Origin of the sequence: Prevotella communis, from assembly GCF_022024115.1 — a bacterium.
GTDB classification, from domain to species: Bacteria; Bacteroidota; Bacteroidia; order Bacteroidales; family Bacteroidaceae; genus Prevotella; species Prevotella communis.
In genome coordinates, this window is the sequence record NZ_CP091792.1 from 1253195 (window position 1) to 1269168 (window position 15974).

A 15974-nucleotide genomic window follows, 5' to 3' on the forward strand; every position below is an offset into this window, starting at 1 on the left:
GTTATTTACTTCCTCCAACGAGCAGCACCTACGTTGTTTGTGAAGATGTCGTTGTTCTTGTCTTTGAAGAACAGGTTCACGTTGTAGGCTGTTGTTGCTGTTCCGTCCAGTGCGTCTGCACGGTGCATGTGCTGATCTTCTGCTGTAGCTGCAACATGAGGAGGACATGGACTGATGAGTAAGTCTGTTGCAGATATGTTGGCAACAGATACCTGTAGCGATCCGTTCAGTGTTGCTTTATTCAGAGTTACTAAGTTACCGAAGCCATCCTTCTGGTTGTCGAAGGCACGTGAACTGAAGATAGAACCATTGGTTAGATCGTTATTCGTTGACCAGTTGTTGTGGAAATTCAGCGTGATATGTCCTGCAGAGCCGTCAGCACCTGTCTCCGTATCGGGAACGTAAGCACCATATTGCTCCAGTTTGCGCTGGTCACCTGCCTGTTTGCAGAGAATGATGAGGTTGTTCTCTACATTAAATACAGAACCATTAGGTATGCGTGTCAGTTTGAAGATGGCACCGTCACCACGTGTGTTGTAGTTCACCAGGGTGTTATTAGAGAATGTGATATTCCATTTTGGATTGTCCACATACTTATATTCTTCTGCCAGCTGCTGTTTGATGAAGGCAGGGAAAGGACAGTCATAGAAGGTGTTTTCGATAGCCTTGAAGTCTGCCAGCATATTGGTCTTGCCATTGTTGCCAGCACCGTCAATCCAGCAGTAGCCACCAGCACCATTGCTGTAGTATCCGCAGTCGAAGAACAGGTTGTTCTTGATAAGCACATGGTTCCAAAGTTTGTAGTTAGGACCTTGCTCACGCACAAAACCACGAACAATACGCTTGAAGGTACAGTTCTCCATGACAAGCGAATCGAGGGTGATAGCCATACCATCGCTAAACATGTTGAAGAAATAGTTACCCGTTGCTGTTCCTATGCCTGCTTTCTGGTCACCATAGTTGAAACACTCAGGATTGTCGAAGTCGATATCATAGAAAGCTAGTTTCTTCATGTATATCTCACCACCTTCACCAGCTTCAGGTGAACGGCCAAAGGTGAACATAGAGTATGGACAACCATCCCACTGACGACCTTCCTTGGCCTGTGTGAAGATATCAGAACTTTCACCTATGCCACAGATGACACGGGCACGTAAGCCCTTGGCAACATCTTCAGGATTGGTCCTCAATACAAAACCTTTACATGTGATGTCGTTACCATCTAAATAGTATGTCTTACCACCTTCCAGCAAGAATGTCTGACCTTCTGCATAGTTGGTGTTCGAGATAAAGTCATGGAGAGTTGGTGATATAGGAGCTGCATTATATTTATCGGCTTTCGGTCCATATACGTCAGCACGTTTAGCATCGCGATCTGGAATCGCCATGTCGGCAGCCTGTGCCATCAGTTCACTATGTGAAAGCAGGATAGGTTCACCGGGCTGACCATCAGAACGGGCGGTACAGGTGTTGTACTTAGCATCAATGTCTACAGGAACGCGTGGATCTATTACATCGATGACATATACAGAGTTGGCTGTCAGACCATCTACCACGACATATCCGCGGGCGCGGTCCTCATCAGTAATCTTGTATTTCTTCCATTTCTCGCCAACGGTAGAGTTGGGATTGTTGGGAGAAGGTGTCACGGTGAGGTATTCATAACCGAGGTTACCATTTTCATCAATGTTGAAGTTCTCGTAGTAAGCCTGCAACTTATCCTTGTCGTCATCATCGTTCAGGTTCAAGCCCAACTGACTGATGTTGGTATTGAAGTAAACGTGCATGTCGTTTTCGGTAGTCTCGGCCTGATTCACATAGATTGCCATTGGGGTGGGGTAACGGTCATCAGTAGTGATGCCCAGATACTCCTGCCACTGGCGTCCGTTGCCATGGCCGAACCAGTTGGATGCGTGAGCAAAGGTCGTCTCGTCACCCTTGATGTTGCGGTCTTTCTTTGACAATGCGCGGATAGCAAATCTATAGTTGGTAGAATATTGCAGATCTTTCAGCAGCAAGTCGAGTTGCTTTGGTCCTACAATCGTATCGAGCAGCAGGTCGCTGGTACCTTGTACCTTTTGCCATGCCTCAGCACCACCACTGACCTTGATCTGCAGTCCCATTTGAATCTGGTAGCCTGCGCAGTCGTCAACACCGTACCAATAAAGATGGATTGTGTTGCCATGTGGATAGGCTCCGTCAAGTCCGCAGTTGTAAGGATAAGAGGTTCCTTTTCCACGGGTATTGTCGGTGATGAACATGGTCATAAACTCCCTGTCGGTATTAGTCGAAGATCCGTTGTTATCGTCATCCTTACATCCCACGAAGGTGATGGAGGAAGCGGCAACGAAAAGGAGCATGATTTGATTCAATATCTTTTTCATAATCTTTTGTTCTAGGTGTTATTAATAACCATAGTAGTTTTTATAGGCACCGGCAGAGCGCTGAATAACCTGGTTAGGATAGGGGAGAATATAGCGTACGGCTGGAAGTGTGCTCATATCTGCAGGGATAGCGTCAAACTGCTCTTGAACGCCGTCGCGTATAATCCATAAAGCATTATTCTCGTCCGCACGGATATAGCCGTAGTAACTATACTTACACTGGTTGTTGGGTTGTGCTGTCGCATCGTTATACCAGTTGTAGAACTTGGCGTTGCTCCATCCTGCAGCAGAGAATCCAAATGCTGTAATCTGACCTGTTGTCGGCTGACTGAGCGGTGCGTAGGCATTATACAGACGCAGGCTGGGCAGCGACTGGTTAGGATAGCTCAGGTTGATGTCGAATGGTGTCGTTGTATCAACAGTGTATCCGTACATCTGGTTGCTGTATAGACGATGGAAGAGCATCTTCTGATTGTCGGTACCCTCGCTTGTATAATACTTATGATAGTACACTGTCAGCGGTGTTCGGTTGATATAGCTTGCATTGGCAGGCTGCTCGTCGTGCTCTGTGATAGCATCTTCAAAGCCTGAGTTGTGTGCCATACCTGCAGCATAGTAACGCAGGAAGCTATATACCAACTCCTCTGAATACTTATTTGTTCTGACGAGGTCGCGCCAACGAGAGTTTTCACCGGCAAACTCCCACTTACGCTCATCGAGCACAGCCTTCTGGAAGGCTTCCTTTGAAGTCTGAGCAGTAGCAATGAAGGTAGGATCACCGTCGTCAAATGCACGGCTGTGAACCTTTGTCAGACATTCAACAGCCTTGGTATCTGAAGGTCCACCATCCAGCTCGTTAGCAGCTTCTGCATACATCAACAGTACATCCGCATAACGCATATAAGGATAATTGATACCTGTAGAACCTGTAGAACCGTTTCCCAGTGCAGAACCTTCTGCTGTCCAAAGTTTAGACCACTTGTTGTTAAACACTGCATAGTCGTTAAAGATGACGATAGAGTCAACCTGATTGTTGTTCTCGTCCATACGGTAGGTGTAATACCACAATCCGTTTACAAACTCACGACGCTTGTCGCCAGTTCTGAACAGGAAGCGGTAGAAAGCGTGCAGACGGGCGCTTCCTTTACATTCGCCCCAGACACCAGTTGTCTGGTTCTCGTATGAGTCGTATTTCGGACCATGGATATAACCAGTATTACCGGTAGATTCTTTCGTAAAGGGAATCTCAAAGATGGGGTCGTCATCGTTGACCACCTGATAATTGCACTCGTTGACGAAAACATTCTGATATTCGGCTTTCAAATCATGTGTACCAGCGCTAATTACTGAGTCAGCATAATCGCGAGCTATCTTGTAATAGTCAGTATAGTTGTCCGGACGCTTCATCGTACCATAGCTCTTTGCATTATTCTTGTCCGGGCGCAAGGAGTAACCACCAGCTGTCAGAGCAATACGGGCAATCATTGCCTGAGCAAACTCCTTAGAGCAGTGCTCCACGGTGACGCTCTTTGTGCTTGACATGTAAGGTGCGATAGCTTTCAAATCTTTGATGAGCGTGTCTTGCACCTCCTGACGGTCGGTGACGGGGAATACGTAATTAGAACGGTCGCGTGCTGGCGTAAAGGTGAAAGGTACGTCGCCAAACATAACTACAAGGTCGTGATAAATCATGGCTCTGAGACACTTGGCCTCGCCAATCCATTGTGCAACCTGTGCATCTTGTTCCCATTCTGGATCGTTGTCTGTATTCTGATAGAACTTAGAGCCCTCTGCAGAAGCAATAAACTTATTGCAGTATTCAATCAGACTATAGGCAGCTGTCCAGAATTTCTGAATATCGCCACCCTGTTCATCACAGTCGAAACGTGCGTATGTGCTGTGTGAGTGTGCACCGCTGGAGGTGATTGTCACATCAACATCACTATTCAGATTGAACGTGAGCTGATAGGCATTGCCATACAAATCGCCAACAAGGGCCTGGGCATACACACCGTTAAGTGCACGTTCTATCTCTGACTTCTGACTGAAGACAAAGTCTGGCGTATATGCAGATGGTGCCTCCACATCTAGAAAGTCATTGCATGAACCCAATGTCAGTGCAGCAACTCCTGCTATAATGATATTCTTGATTTTCATATCTGTTTCTTAATTAGAAGGTGATGTTTGTACCAAATACGAAGCTGCGGCTACGTGGATAGCGGTTGTAATCCATTCCGCAAGTCAGACCAGTCTGGATATCCACCTCAGGATCATAACCGGAATACTTGGTGATGATAAACAGGTTGGATGTAGAGACATAGAAGCGTGCTTTCGAGATGCCCCATTTCTGGGTGATGTTCTTTGGCAACGTGTATCCAATCGTAATATCATTACAGCGCAGGAATGAACCATCCTCAATAAAGTATGAGTGTGTCAGTTTGGTGGTGACGTCAGTGGGGTTCCACAGACCACGGTTCTGATTGCCACGCTTGTAGATGCTTACAGGGTCTGTCAGATAATATGCCTTATAAAGGATATCACCCTTGGTGCCTGTGATGCTACCGTCGATATCGTTATACTGCCAACCATCGCTGAACTTGGAAAGAACATTATAGAAACTGTTCTTGTTGCCCTCTGATGATGATAGGGTATAAGCTGTTGCATTGTTTACATCGAAATCGAGCATATAGGTGAAGTTAGCGGTAAAGTCGAAGTCTTTCCACTGACCACTCAGACCGAAACCACCTTGGAATTTAGGATTGGTATTGCCAATGACGGTACGGTCGTTCTCAGTGATACGTCCGTCACCATCCAGATCCTTGAACTTAATCTTACCGGGTAGGGTAGCGATACCTGAGTTTGAATCACCTGATACGTCGTTGATAACGGTAATATAACCATCCTCGCGAGGTGCACAGTTGTTGCTTGTTCCATTGTCGGCTGCGCTAGAGCCCCAAGGAATAGCCTGATAGTTGTTCTGTGGGTCAAAATAGAACTCATCGAACTGGTAGATGCCGTCATACACGAATCCGTAGATCAGACCAACCTCATCGCCCACGCGCAAGCAGTAGTCGTTATAACTGGACTTCCAACGGTCATTCTGGTCCCATACCACCTTGTCGGTACCATTCAACTTGTCAATCTTCATCTTGTTGTGACCAAAGGTGAGGTTGGCACTCAGCACATAGTCCTTTCCTTGCAGAATGTCACCGCTGATAGAGAGTTCGATACCCTTATTGGTTACCTGACCGATGTTCTGCATCTGGTTGGTGTAGCCAATGGGAACCAAATCTGATCGGTAAAGCAAATCGCGCGTGGTGTTCCAATAGAATTCCGGTGTGATGGTCAAACGACCATTGAACAGTGAGATATCTGCAGCCAGGTTGCGGGTAATCGTTGTTTCCCACTTAATTTTGTGATTGTAGAACTGTGCACCGCTGTTGTTGCCATAATATTGTTCGCCAAGTGATGCTACTTCGCCGAAACCAGGACCACCTGATGAGTTTATGGCATAGAGTTCACGATAGAGGTCAGAATTAATGCGGTTGTTACCTGCCAGACCATAGGCAGCACGCAACTTCAATTGGCTAATCCATCTGATATCTTTCATGAAAGGCTCCTCGGAAACAACCCATGCTCCAGAGATTGAGGGGAAGTAGCCCCATTGGTAGCCAGGTGCGAACTTCGTAGAACTATCGGCACGCATCGTTGCAGAAATCAGATACTTGTGGTTGAAATTGTAGCTAATCTGTCCGAAGAAAGATGCCGTGCGGTCGGGTGTTGATAGTGATGACGAAACATCATAGGGGGTACCGAAGCCCATGTTGTCCCAAGCCTCACGAGCCGTGAATGCTACGGGGAACAAGTGGTTTGTTGTTGAGTTCGTGCGAGTCTGTGTCTCATAAATCTCCTGACCGAGTAAGAACGACAGATTGTGGACGTCCTGTAGGGTGAGGCTGTAAGAAGCTGTATTAGTCCATACATAATTCAGTCGCTTGGTATTGGCGATAGTGGCCAATGGCTGTGAGTTATGGATGGTCTTCTTTCCCTCGGATGTATATGCGCCATAGAAACGGCTCTGGTCTGTCCATTGCAAACCAATGGTTGCTTCTGAGCGCAGACTCAGATCCTTGATGGGTTTCCAGTTCAGTGCTACACTGTTTGTATAAGTATAGGCGTGTTTGATGAGCTGGTTGATAGCAATATCACTCTTTGGGTTGGTGTAGGTAAACATCTCCTCTTCTGCAGGGTCTGCATATGTGGGGTCAATGTAACCATACTCGCGGAAACCGTTTGTAGGACGATACTTCAGCACGTCGATAATACCACCTGTACCAATATTGTTACCACCAGCACCCTGGTCACGACGGAAGGTGAACTTGGGGTTGAACTGAATAGAGAAATTCTTGGTAACTTTCACGTCGGTCTTGAAATTGATGTTTGTACGACGTACGCCTGAGCCCATGATAATACCTTTGTCCTCACTCTGGGTCAGTGACAGGTTGAATTTTACACTCTCAGAACCACCACCAATCGTCACGTTGGTAGAGTAGTTGACAGGGGTCTCACCCATCACCTCGTCCTGCCAGTCATGTGATGGCAGACTTGAATACATGTCTAGGTCGTATGGGTTACCGAAGTTGGCACGGAAGAATTTTCCGTTGGTAGAGCGTGTGCCGTTACAGGAGTGCCACTGATATTGATAGTTGGCAAACTGTTGAGCATTCATCAAATCGAGCTTCTTGGATAGATGACTAATTTTCAGGTTTCCGTTGAAAGACACCTGCACCTTACCTTCTTTTGCCGACTTGGTGGTCACGATGACAACACCATTACCACCTTTGGCACCATAGATGGCTGTCAAAGAGGCATCCTTCAATACGTCGATTGAGGCAATGTCTGTGGGTGGAATATCATTGATGTTGGGCACTTGGAAACCATCGACAATATACAAGGGCTCGTTTGACTGGGTCACAGAGGTACCTCCACGAACGCGGATGTTAACATCTGCGCCAGGCTGACCATCGACTGTGGTAACCTGTACACCGGAAATCTTTCCTTGCAAGGCTACTGCTGCCGAAGTTACGGGTACTGCCTCCAGTTTCTTACCTGAGATAGAACCCACAGAACCGGTTAGGTCTTTACGAGCCTTACTGGTATATCCAACGACTACCACTTCTTCCATCAGATTGTTGTCGTCCTCGAGGACAACTTTCATGTTCAGACCAGCTGCTAATTCTGCGGGCTTGGTTCCGATGTATGAAATGATTACGGTCTTACCCTTTTTAAGGTTAAGGGTGAAATTTCCGTCAAAATCGGTCACCACGGCGTTCTGGGGATTACCTTTTTCCACTACGGTAGCACCGATGACGGTTTCGCCAGTTTGGTCGAAGACTTGTCCTTTTGCTGTTGTCTGTGCCATAAGCTCGGGGGGAGCTAGCACGTAAAACGCTGCCAAAAGACATAGTTTGCACAATAATTTCATTGCGTCCTTCATACTTTGCTTTTGTTTGTTTGTTAAATTGTTAATGTTAATAGTACTTTTTTGTTCGTTTTAGTTGGATTTGGGTTTCCTGATACCTTAATCGGTGCAAAGATAAACAAATTTTTTAATAATAAGCAAATTATTTATAAAAAAAATCGGAGACCCTTGAAAAAAGTGCCTCCGATGTATAATTGATACAATAAAAAGGACTATTTTTTCATAATCTTTTTGCCATTGATGATATACAATCCCTTTTCAGGCTTCTGTACACGCATACCTTGCATATTGTAGATTACATTATATGTGTTGGTTGCTGTCTGTACATTATTAACGCTTGACAAGGTGCCTGCAACAGGACCCTCTGGGCCAAATCCACCACGCATGTTGGCAGTGCGGATAGTGAGCGCGTCTTTTGATGGGTCAATGGTGATGTCGTTGAATACACCGTTGGCAGAGATGGCAACAAATTCGCCATTCTTGAACAAGGCGCAAGCTATCATACCATTGTCTGTCATATCGAATGTCACTGTATTGTCCTCATACTTGGCATGTGCTGGAGCATCCAACTGACGTGCATCTCTCTGTGCATTGGCAGCCCAGTCTCCTAATACATTCTCGATAGAGTATGTCTGCAGTGCGCTTGCATCCAGAATGGTGTTCAGTTTGGTGTTCTGTTTTGTGAAGGTCACCTCGTTCTTGGCCGGAGTAATATCCTGACCATTAGCATTCTTCGTTCCATACTCACCTGCAATGCTGTAGTCACAGTTCAGACCACTGAGATTCCAACGTGTGGCGGCAAGTTTAGCACCACCGTCGAGTAGGGTGGTGTTCAGATAAATACATACAGGATTGTCGCTCCATGCACGTCCGAAGTTGTAGGTGCCAGCATTATTCTCAACTATACAATTGTTGAATACGTAGAGTTCTGAATTAGCCGTGATAGTTGCACTATTGCGCACTTCATTGACCAGTTTTACTTTGTTGAAGTAGACCTTACCATTACCGCAGAGATAGTCAACTGTTCCGTGTAGTTCTCCACCTTCCCAGTAATACAATCCACCAACTTTATGAGAGTAGTAGGTATCCTGATGTGAGAGCAGGATGACGTTCTTACAGATAGTCTTGGTGCCAGTGTCATGTAGAGAGGCGGCACGTCCGTCGTTACCACCATAGCTCAGATCGTTCTTCAGTGATAAATCCTGCATATAGAGACCTTCACCGGTGTTCTTCAGCAGATCTGCCTTGTCAAGACCTTCCATGGCTACAGGAGGATGGTTGACGATAATGGTCTTCTCTGCGCTTTGTCCGATGAGTGAGATGTTCTTTCCGCTGATGATGGTCTTCATAGTTTCGCCTAAGTCATAAGTTCCGTCTGGCAAGAAGATCTTAACGTTCTCAATACCTTTTGCCATCTCGATAGCATCAAGCAGGCTGCTTGCATCACCTTGCTTTACGATAATCCATTCACCCTGTTTTGTGAAGTTGGGCTCGCTTGTGTTAAATACGGTGATGTCGTGAATATAAGCTCCACCATTGAGTGTCAGTGTCAGTGTTCCACTTTCGCCTTCATAGTCGATTGAACCGGCACCGCCATCATTATCAACCTTTGCGTTGATACTTACGCCGTTGCTGGCTTCGATTGTAGCGCTGGCAGGTGAATATTGGCAAAGAGAGAAATTAATGGTAGCCTTCGGACCTACAAGTAATTCAATCTTGTCGCCAGGTTTGAATTCCCATCCGTGTTGTTTGTCGTGCCATTTTCCCTGACCAATGCTATTGAAGCCTTCGTGGTCTTCGTCAAAGAAATTCGGGTCAGTCAGGTCATACACGTACTTACGACTGAGACTAGAGACTTCCATCTCAGTCTGAATAGCGTATAGCTTAGTATCGGCTGTAATAACATCGTCAGTGGTGAACTTCGCACCTAGATAGTTCTGCTTGAACCAACCACGAGCTTTGTAGCCATTTTTTGTTGCTTCTACATCGGCAATGCTATAGGCAAATTCTCCGATGGTGCCATCTTCTTCGACCGTCTGTGTCTTTAAAATGGTGTTACCGTCTACATCAATATAGCTCAAGGTATAGTCGGGCTTCTGGATGATATTGAGCACATAGTTCATCTGTGTCTCTCCTGCAGTCATAGGAATGGTTACTTTGCAGGTTGTCTCTGTGCCTTCGTAAGTGATAGTACCCACCTCGCCATTTGCTGCTGTAACATCAGTCAACTTGTTCTCAGCACTTACCATAGCCTCTTTCTTAGAGAGTTTTAATGTTGCTTCATACTGCTCGCCAAATACGTCTTCTACGGCATATTCTTTGTCGTTAATCTTGAATGAAGTCAAAATTGGTACGTCTTTCTCTGTGCCAGAGAGTGTTCCTTCAATAATGATTTCAGAGAAACCTACATGTTTGCCATTATCAAGACTGTAAAGATTTATCTGTAGTCCGCAAGCACCATCACCTGCCTTTGCTCCAGTGATGTCAAAACTAAACTCACTCACATTAGGAGTCTCGTTGTCTCGCGCAGGCTGTTTGTCTGTTGCCAACGATACCAAAGTGCCGTCAGAATTTTTCCAGGCGATGTCGAGCTTACCTCCGTTAGTTCCATAGCGTGTCGTCTTAAATGATACTTTCTTGGCTGTAAACATTAGTCCGGGTTTCGGCGTGGTAATGAAGTTGATGGCATTTCCATCATTAGCTTTGCTATCTTTTGCTACAGGATTGAACCACGTCTGGTTCAGATTCTTATTGTCTTTGCCTTCCAATACAAGACCATCTCCATGGGTAATTTTGCTAGAAAGAAAATAATCTGCATTCGAGTATGTTGCTGTTTGTCCCTCTGTACCATTGTTAAATGCGAAGTGTGCCGAGGCTGCCTCATTGTCTAGTGTTACCTTTTCTTTCTTGTCTTCATTTTGTGTGACACTTATGGAAATCAGGTATTGTCCTTTGTTCACAATCTCTACGTAGCCTTTTTTCACGTCGCTAATGGTTGCGTTGATGGTTGTAGTGGCATCGGTAGCGTCAATACCAGCGATGGCGTAGGCAAAATAGCCTGGGTATCCTACTACGGTTACAATATCTTTAGTACCTTGCACTGGCACCTTGAATACAACGGGACTACCTGTCTGAATAGAGTTGCCGTTGTTGCGGATGGTCTGTCCGTTGGCTTCAATCGTGAGTAGCAGGCCATTGTCTTCAATAGCCTTGATTTGTCCAGTCTCAGTACTGCCTGATAGTGCTACAGCGGCAGCCACTACGTTGGAATTCGTGAAATCCCAGGTTGCTGTTAGGGGAAACTCTGCATGGGCCACTCCACAGATGATGAGAAGTAAACTCATCAGAGAATAACGTAATAGTTTGTTCATGTTGTTTTTTAGTTAATTGATAAAATATTGATGATTTATTTGTTTTAGTTTTATTCTGCGTGCAAAAATACGAAAAAACGAGAGAACCACAAAGAATTCTCTCGTTTTTTTACTATTAATATATGTAGTTTTATTTCACTACGAACTTTCGTCCTTCTATTACGTAGATACCTGGCTTCAAGCCCTCTGTTGATGTGGCTGACTTTCGAACCAAGCGACCGCGTAAATCGTAGATGTTGCCAATCTGAGATTTAACATCGGCAAATTGAGGTTTGATGTCTGTGGCAATCGATTTCACGAAGAGTAATCCTTCGCTGATGCGGCTGTCGTCCCATTCAATGCCGTTGGTGCCCTCGATCGTGGGCGTGCCAACAAACTTCGTCACATTGCTCCACAAACGGATGCTGTCGCCTACAGCCAATGTGTTGCTTGAAACGGGTTCAATACGAATGGTGCCGTTGATAGTCAGTGTACCAATGTTCTGCAGGGCTGTACAGCCATTCGCGCTAGCTGTGGCACACTTATTTGTTCCTACGATGAGAACTGCTGACTGATTGAGTGTGACATTCTTGCCACTAAAGAAGAGTGTGCCAGAGAAAGCACCGTTATAACTGCCAGGGCGCAGTATGCCATTCACTTCAACCGAGGCATTCTCCAGTTGCTTGCTGGTAGAGTTTGCGCCAGAGAAGGTTGCACCTTGTGCTATGGTCAGTTTTCCTGTACCCAGTTTGCCTGATGTCGCAATGCATAATTCACCTTCCTTGATGGTTGTAGTACCGGTATTGGTATTGGCTCCTGACCAGGTAATCTTACCTGTTCCCAACTTAACAAGGTTTGAATTGGAGGTGACTTTCACAGAACAGCCCCAGTTGGCGTCATTTCCAACCTGCCATGTGTTGGCACCTACGCTGGTGCCATTACTGAATGTGCAACCACCGCCAAGGGCACCACTACCAGTCAGCTTACCGATACGGAAGGTCTTGCCACTGTTCTGTACCTCTACGTTGGAACCAATGTTCATTGTACCTTTTGGCATACCACTACTTGTGTTAAGTGTGAAGCGCAGTACGCTGGGATCATCGAGACTAGAGGTTGCCACCAATGTGCCTTCAAAGTTAGAGAAGTCACACTGTACTTGGGTGCGGGTAGCATAGTAGTTCGTACCTTTCTCTGTTACACAATAAGCTGTCAGCGTGCCAGTTCCTGTGATTTTGTTTGAATAGGTTGAGCGGTTTGCCATGTACCAGTATCCCTGTTTACCCTGAGGTACGTTGATGGTGTAGCTGGTGCTGGTATTCTCACGTAGTGTACCGCCTTGGAATTCAACGGTCTTGGCAGGTGTGCTGGAATTAATACACTGTACAGTACCTGCTGCGATGACAAGTGTGTTAAGTCCGGTGTTATTAACATTCAGTTTCATCCATCCGGTACCTTTCTTCGTGAGTTTTGTGCCAGTCATGGCACGGTCCACAATAAAGTCGGCTGAGTTATTGATGATACCACCTGTCTCGCTCTCAAACTTGATGGTAGAACCATTAGTCACTGCAGCTGTAGTACGCAGTTCTCCACCATTTTCGATAACAAACTTGTTTGCGCTGGTAGTTACTGCACCAAGATTACCTTTTGCTTGCGTAGAGTTTGCCAATGATGTGACGATGACTGCACCACCTGATATACGGTTGCCTCCCGTGTAAGCGTTTTCTGTTTTGATGGTCAACAAACCTTTTCCGCTCTTGTTGAGCATGGAGTTACCTGTGATGGAACCTGTACCCTGTATGGTATAAGCCTTGGTATTCTCTACGAATATCGTGTCAGTTTCCAGTTCGCTGTTGATGGTTACATTAAACTGTGTGGCATCGTCGCCGAAGAATACGTCATCACCAGTAACGAAGGTTGACTTCTCTTCACCTTTTAGGAAGTTTGTTGTATTGTCAAGATCCCAGACAGTGCTTTCTGAACCAGTCCAATTGATGGTTGTTGCACTGCGCATACCTTCTATAATAATATAGAGACTTTCGTTCTCCGTGATGAGGGTTGCCTTTTTGTTGGAAGGAACTCCTTCGATGCGGATGTTATTGATGCTTCCTTTTATTTCGGTTGCTTTGCCGATGAGGTATTTGCCTGGTTCAATGTCACCTTCACCATGATAGGCAATTTCAATCACAGGGGTCAGATAGTCTGGACCATTCTGCCAGTTCTTTGTTTCAATATAAAAATACTTTGTGTTGATTTGGTCGGCTGAGAAATCTTCGTAGAGATCATAGATGACGCGTGATCCAAAGCCCAACAGCAAGCTGTCGGTCGTGATTGTACCGCGATTGTCTGCGCGACCAGGGCGCAGGATAGAAGCATAATCCATCTTGATAGAACGGAACTGACCTCCATCGCTATTGAGTTCTGCAAAGCGGTTGAGCCAGAGAGGGGAATTCTTCATTGTGCCGTCGAAATTCAGTACACCAGCCCATATGTTCGTCTCTCCTGTATGTGACATGTCAACCTTGGGCAACTCCAAAATGCCGTCACCCTGTTTTACCAGACGTCCATTACCACTGATACCGCTTCCGCTTACAGTGCATGTATAGGTCACATAGTTAATCTTTGTGTCCTTGGTAGTACACTCGCTAGCTGCCGAACCTTGTACCCATGTAGGTACGTTGAATGTTAGGATTTCAGGTTGGGCACCCTCCTCAATGGTGACATTGCAATTTGTCGTTTCGCATACCATGACGTGCTGTCCGTTCAGACTGCTTCCGATGGTACCGTTGTTCATTACCTCCACGCGTCCTGTCGTAGTCAATGGTGGTGGCGCCATGGTGATTCCCTCCAGTTCGCCAAGGAAATAACTTGGACGTGGTGGCTGGTTATATCCGCACATCTGCCATACCATGGCGTTGCGATACTGATGGTCGTACCAAAGTGAAGGGATACGCCACTTGGTCGTTGTTGGGGTAGAGTATATGCGAATATTGTTATTGGCTGTACGCATAATAACTTCTTCGCGCCAGTCACCTAAGATGTCACCTTGAAAACATGGTGTGCCTTTGGTGTCATTGTTGGTCATAGAACCGTCCATGGTGTAGATGGGGCTCCAGGAACCATATTTTGCTATGCAACCTGCGGTGTTCTTGCCATTGACATAGTTAAAGGTTTCTTCAAGTAGGTCACCATCCCAGTAGATACGCATATTCTGATTGACTCCAGCCTCTGTAATGCCAGAAACGGTCTTGCATGTAACAAGACTGATGGGACCTATATCTGTAGGTGTACCCATAGAGCCGGGGAAAGCGTTGCTGAAATTGCCAGCCATACAGCGTCCTACATCACTGCCGGCGATGTAGCGATAGTATACCTTTGACGTGGTGGCATCACGATAGTTTGTACCTGGATTGTCTTCCATACAGGCGAATACTTCATGACCATGACGGTAGGGGTCTAGGTCTCCAACTTGTTCTGCGTCACCGTGTCCGAAGCCTGTCGTTGATAGCCCCTTACCATTATCATCGATGACCATAGAGCCATACACAATTTCATCACGACCGTCCCAGTCCACATCGGCCACACAGTAGTTATGATAACCTTGTCCTTTCCAAGGGCCACCTGCGTTACAGTCCCAACGCCAGCGTTGTGTGAGTTGGTGGGTTGTGGGATTCACATCATAGGCAATCATCTTATGACGGGTGTAGATACCTCGAGCCAAGAAAATGCTGGGTTTCTTTCCGTCAAAATAGGGCGCACCGAAGAAATGCTTCGAACTGCGATGCTGCCATCCTGAATGACCCCATTCGGTTGCAAGGTCAGCACCGGGTGTCTCACGGAGTTTCAAGGGGTAGGGCATTTCTTGGTATTTGGCACCTGTCTCACCATTAAAATATAGTAGGTATTCTCCGTCGGTGCAGATAAACCAGTTTACACCTCCTCCATTGGCTCCACGTACGTTGGCATTGGCATCACCCACGGTATAGGTGCTGCCATCTTTCATATGCATGGTCAGACCGTCAGTAGCACGCATGATGCACTCTGCTTTACCATCACCATCCCAGTCGTATGCCATGATGTTTTGTTCGTTATTCTGGAAGTCAGCCATGTTAGGTCCACAGTTGATCCACCATAAGCGGGTTCCGTCAAGCTTGAAGCACTCAAAGATGGTATATTCTTTCGTGTCAACACCGTCAATTTTGGGACCATACTTGGGGTAGGATTGTTCCATCTCACTCAGATTGTCGAACTTCATGATGATTTCCAGTTCTCCATCACCATCGACATCAGCACAGGTGGCATCGTTGGGAACAAGTGTGCTCTTGATGCCCTCGTGATTGAGCTGAATCTCAGTGTAGCTGGTAGTCCAGTTTTTAGCCACTTTGCTCACATTCTTCACAATACCATTTACCACGGCAGCAACAGTATATTTACTGTTGATGGTACCTTCTGTGTCGGTGTAGTTTGATACGGAAAGGGGCTTGTCGTTGATAGGCTGACCGTCACGATACACAATGTAGGATACATCGTAGTATTCGTCTGCCTGAATACGCCAGTTGAGATACATACCGCGTGCGGTCTTCATAGCGATAAGGCCACGATCCAACTGGTCTGTTCTACGCTGAGCTGTCATGCTTGCTGTCGCGAGCACTAGCGCTGTCATTGTAAGAAGAAATCGTCTCATTGATTATATTTTATAGTTTTCAGTTAGCTTTTTTGACGCTGCAAAGTTACGAAGAAAAAACTAAAAGTGTGTCAATT

5 protein-coding genes are annotated in these 15974 nt (G+C 46.0%); all 5 read right to left on the reverse strand.

Translation table 11 applies throughout. The annotated features are described in order from the left end of the window. Window positions 1–5: 5 nt before the first annotated feature. Window positions 6–2384 carry a hypothetical protein gene (locus L6468_RS04845; protein WP_237795859.1) on the reverse strand — a complete coding sequence of 793 codons (2379 nt, stop codon included), beginning with the start codon at window positions 2382–2384 and terminating at the stop codon, window positions 6–8. A 21-nt stretch (window positions 2385–2405) separates the two neighbouring features. Then, window positions 2406–4541 (reverse strand): RagB/SusD family nutrient uptake outer membrane protein, encoded by a 2136-nt coding sequence (locus L6468_RS04850; RefSeq protein ID WP_237795861.1) that lies wholly within the window; start codon window positions 4539–4541, stop codon window positions 2406–2408. A gap of 13 nt (window positions 4542–4554) precedes the next feature. Beyond that, window positions 4555–7881 (reverse strand): SusC/RagA family TonB-linked outer membrane protein, encoded by a 3327-nt coding sequence (locus L6468_RS04855; RefSeq protein ID WP_237795864.1) that lies wholly within the window; start codon window positions 7879–7881, stop codon window positions 4555–4557. A gap of 197 nt (window positions 7882–8078) precedes the next feature. Then, the gene (locus tag L6468_RS04860; protein ID WP_237795865.1) at window positions 8079–11237 is read right to left on the reverse strand and encodes a pectinesterase family protein; all 3159 of its coding nucleotides are present in this window, start codon (window positions 11235–11237) and stop codon (window positions 8079–8081) included. Window positions 11238–11367: 130 nt separating this feature from the next. Then, window positions 11368–15897, reverse strand: coding sequence for a rhamnogalacturonan lyase family protein (locus tag L6468_RS04865; RefSeq protein ID WP_237795874.1), 4530 nt, complete (start codon window positions 15895–15897; stop codon window positions 11368–11370). Between the last annotated feature and the right edge of the window lie 77 nt (window positions 15898–15974).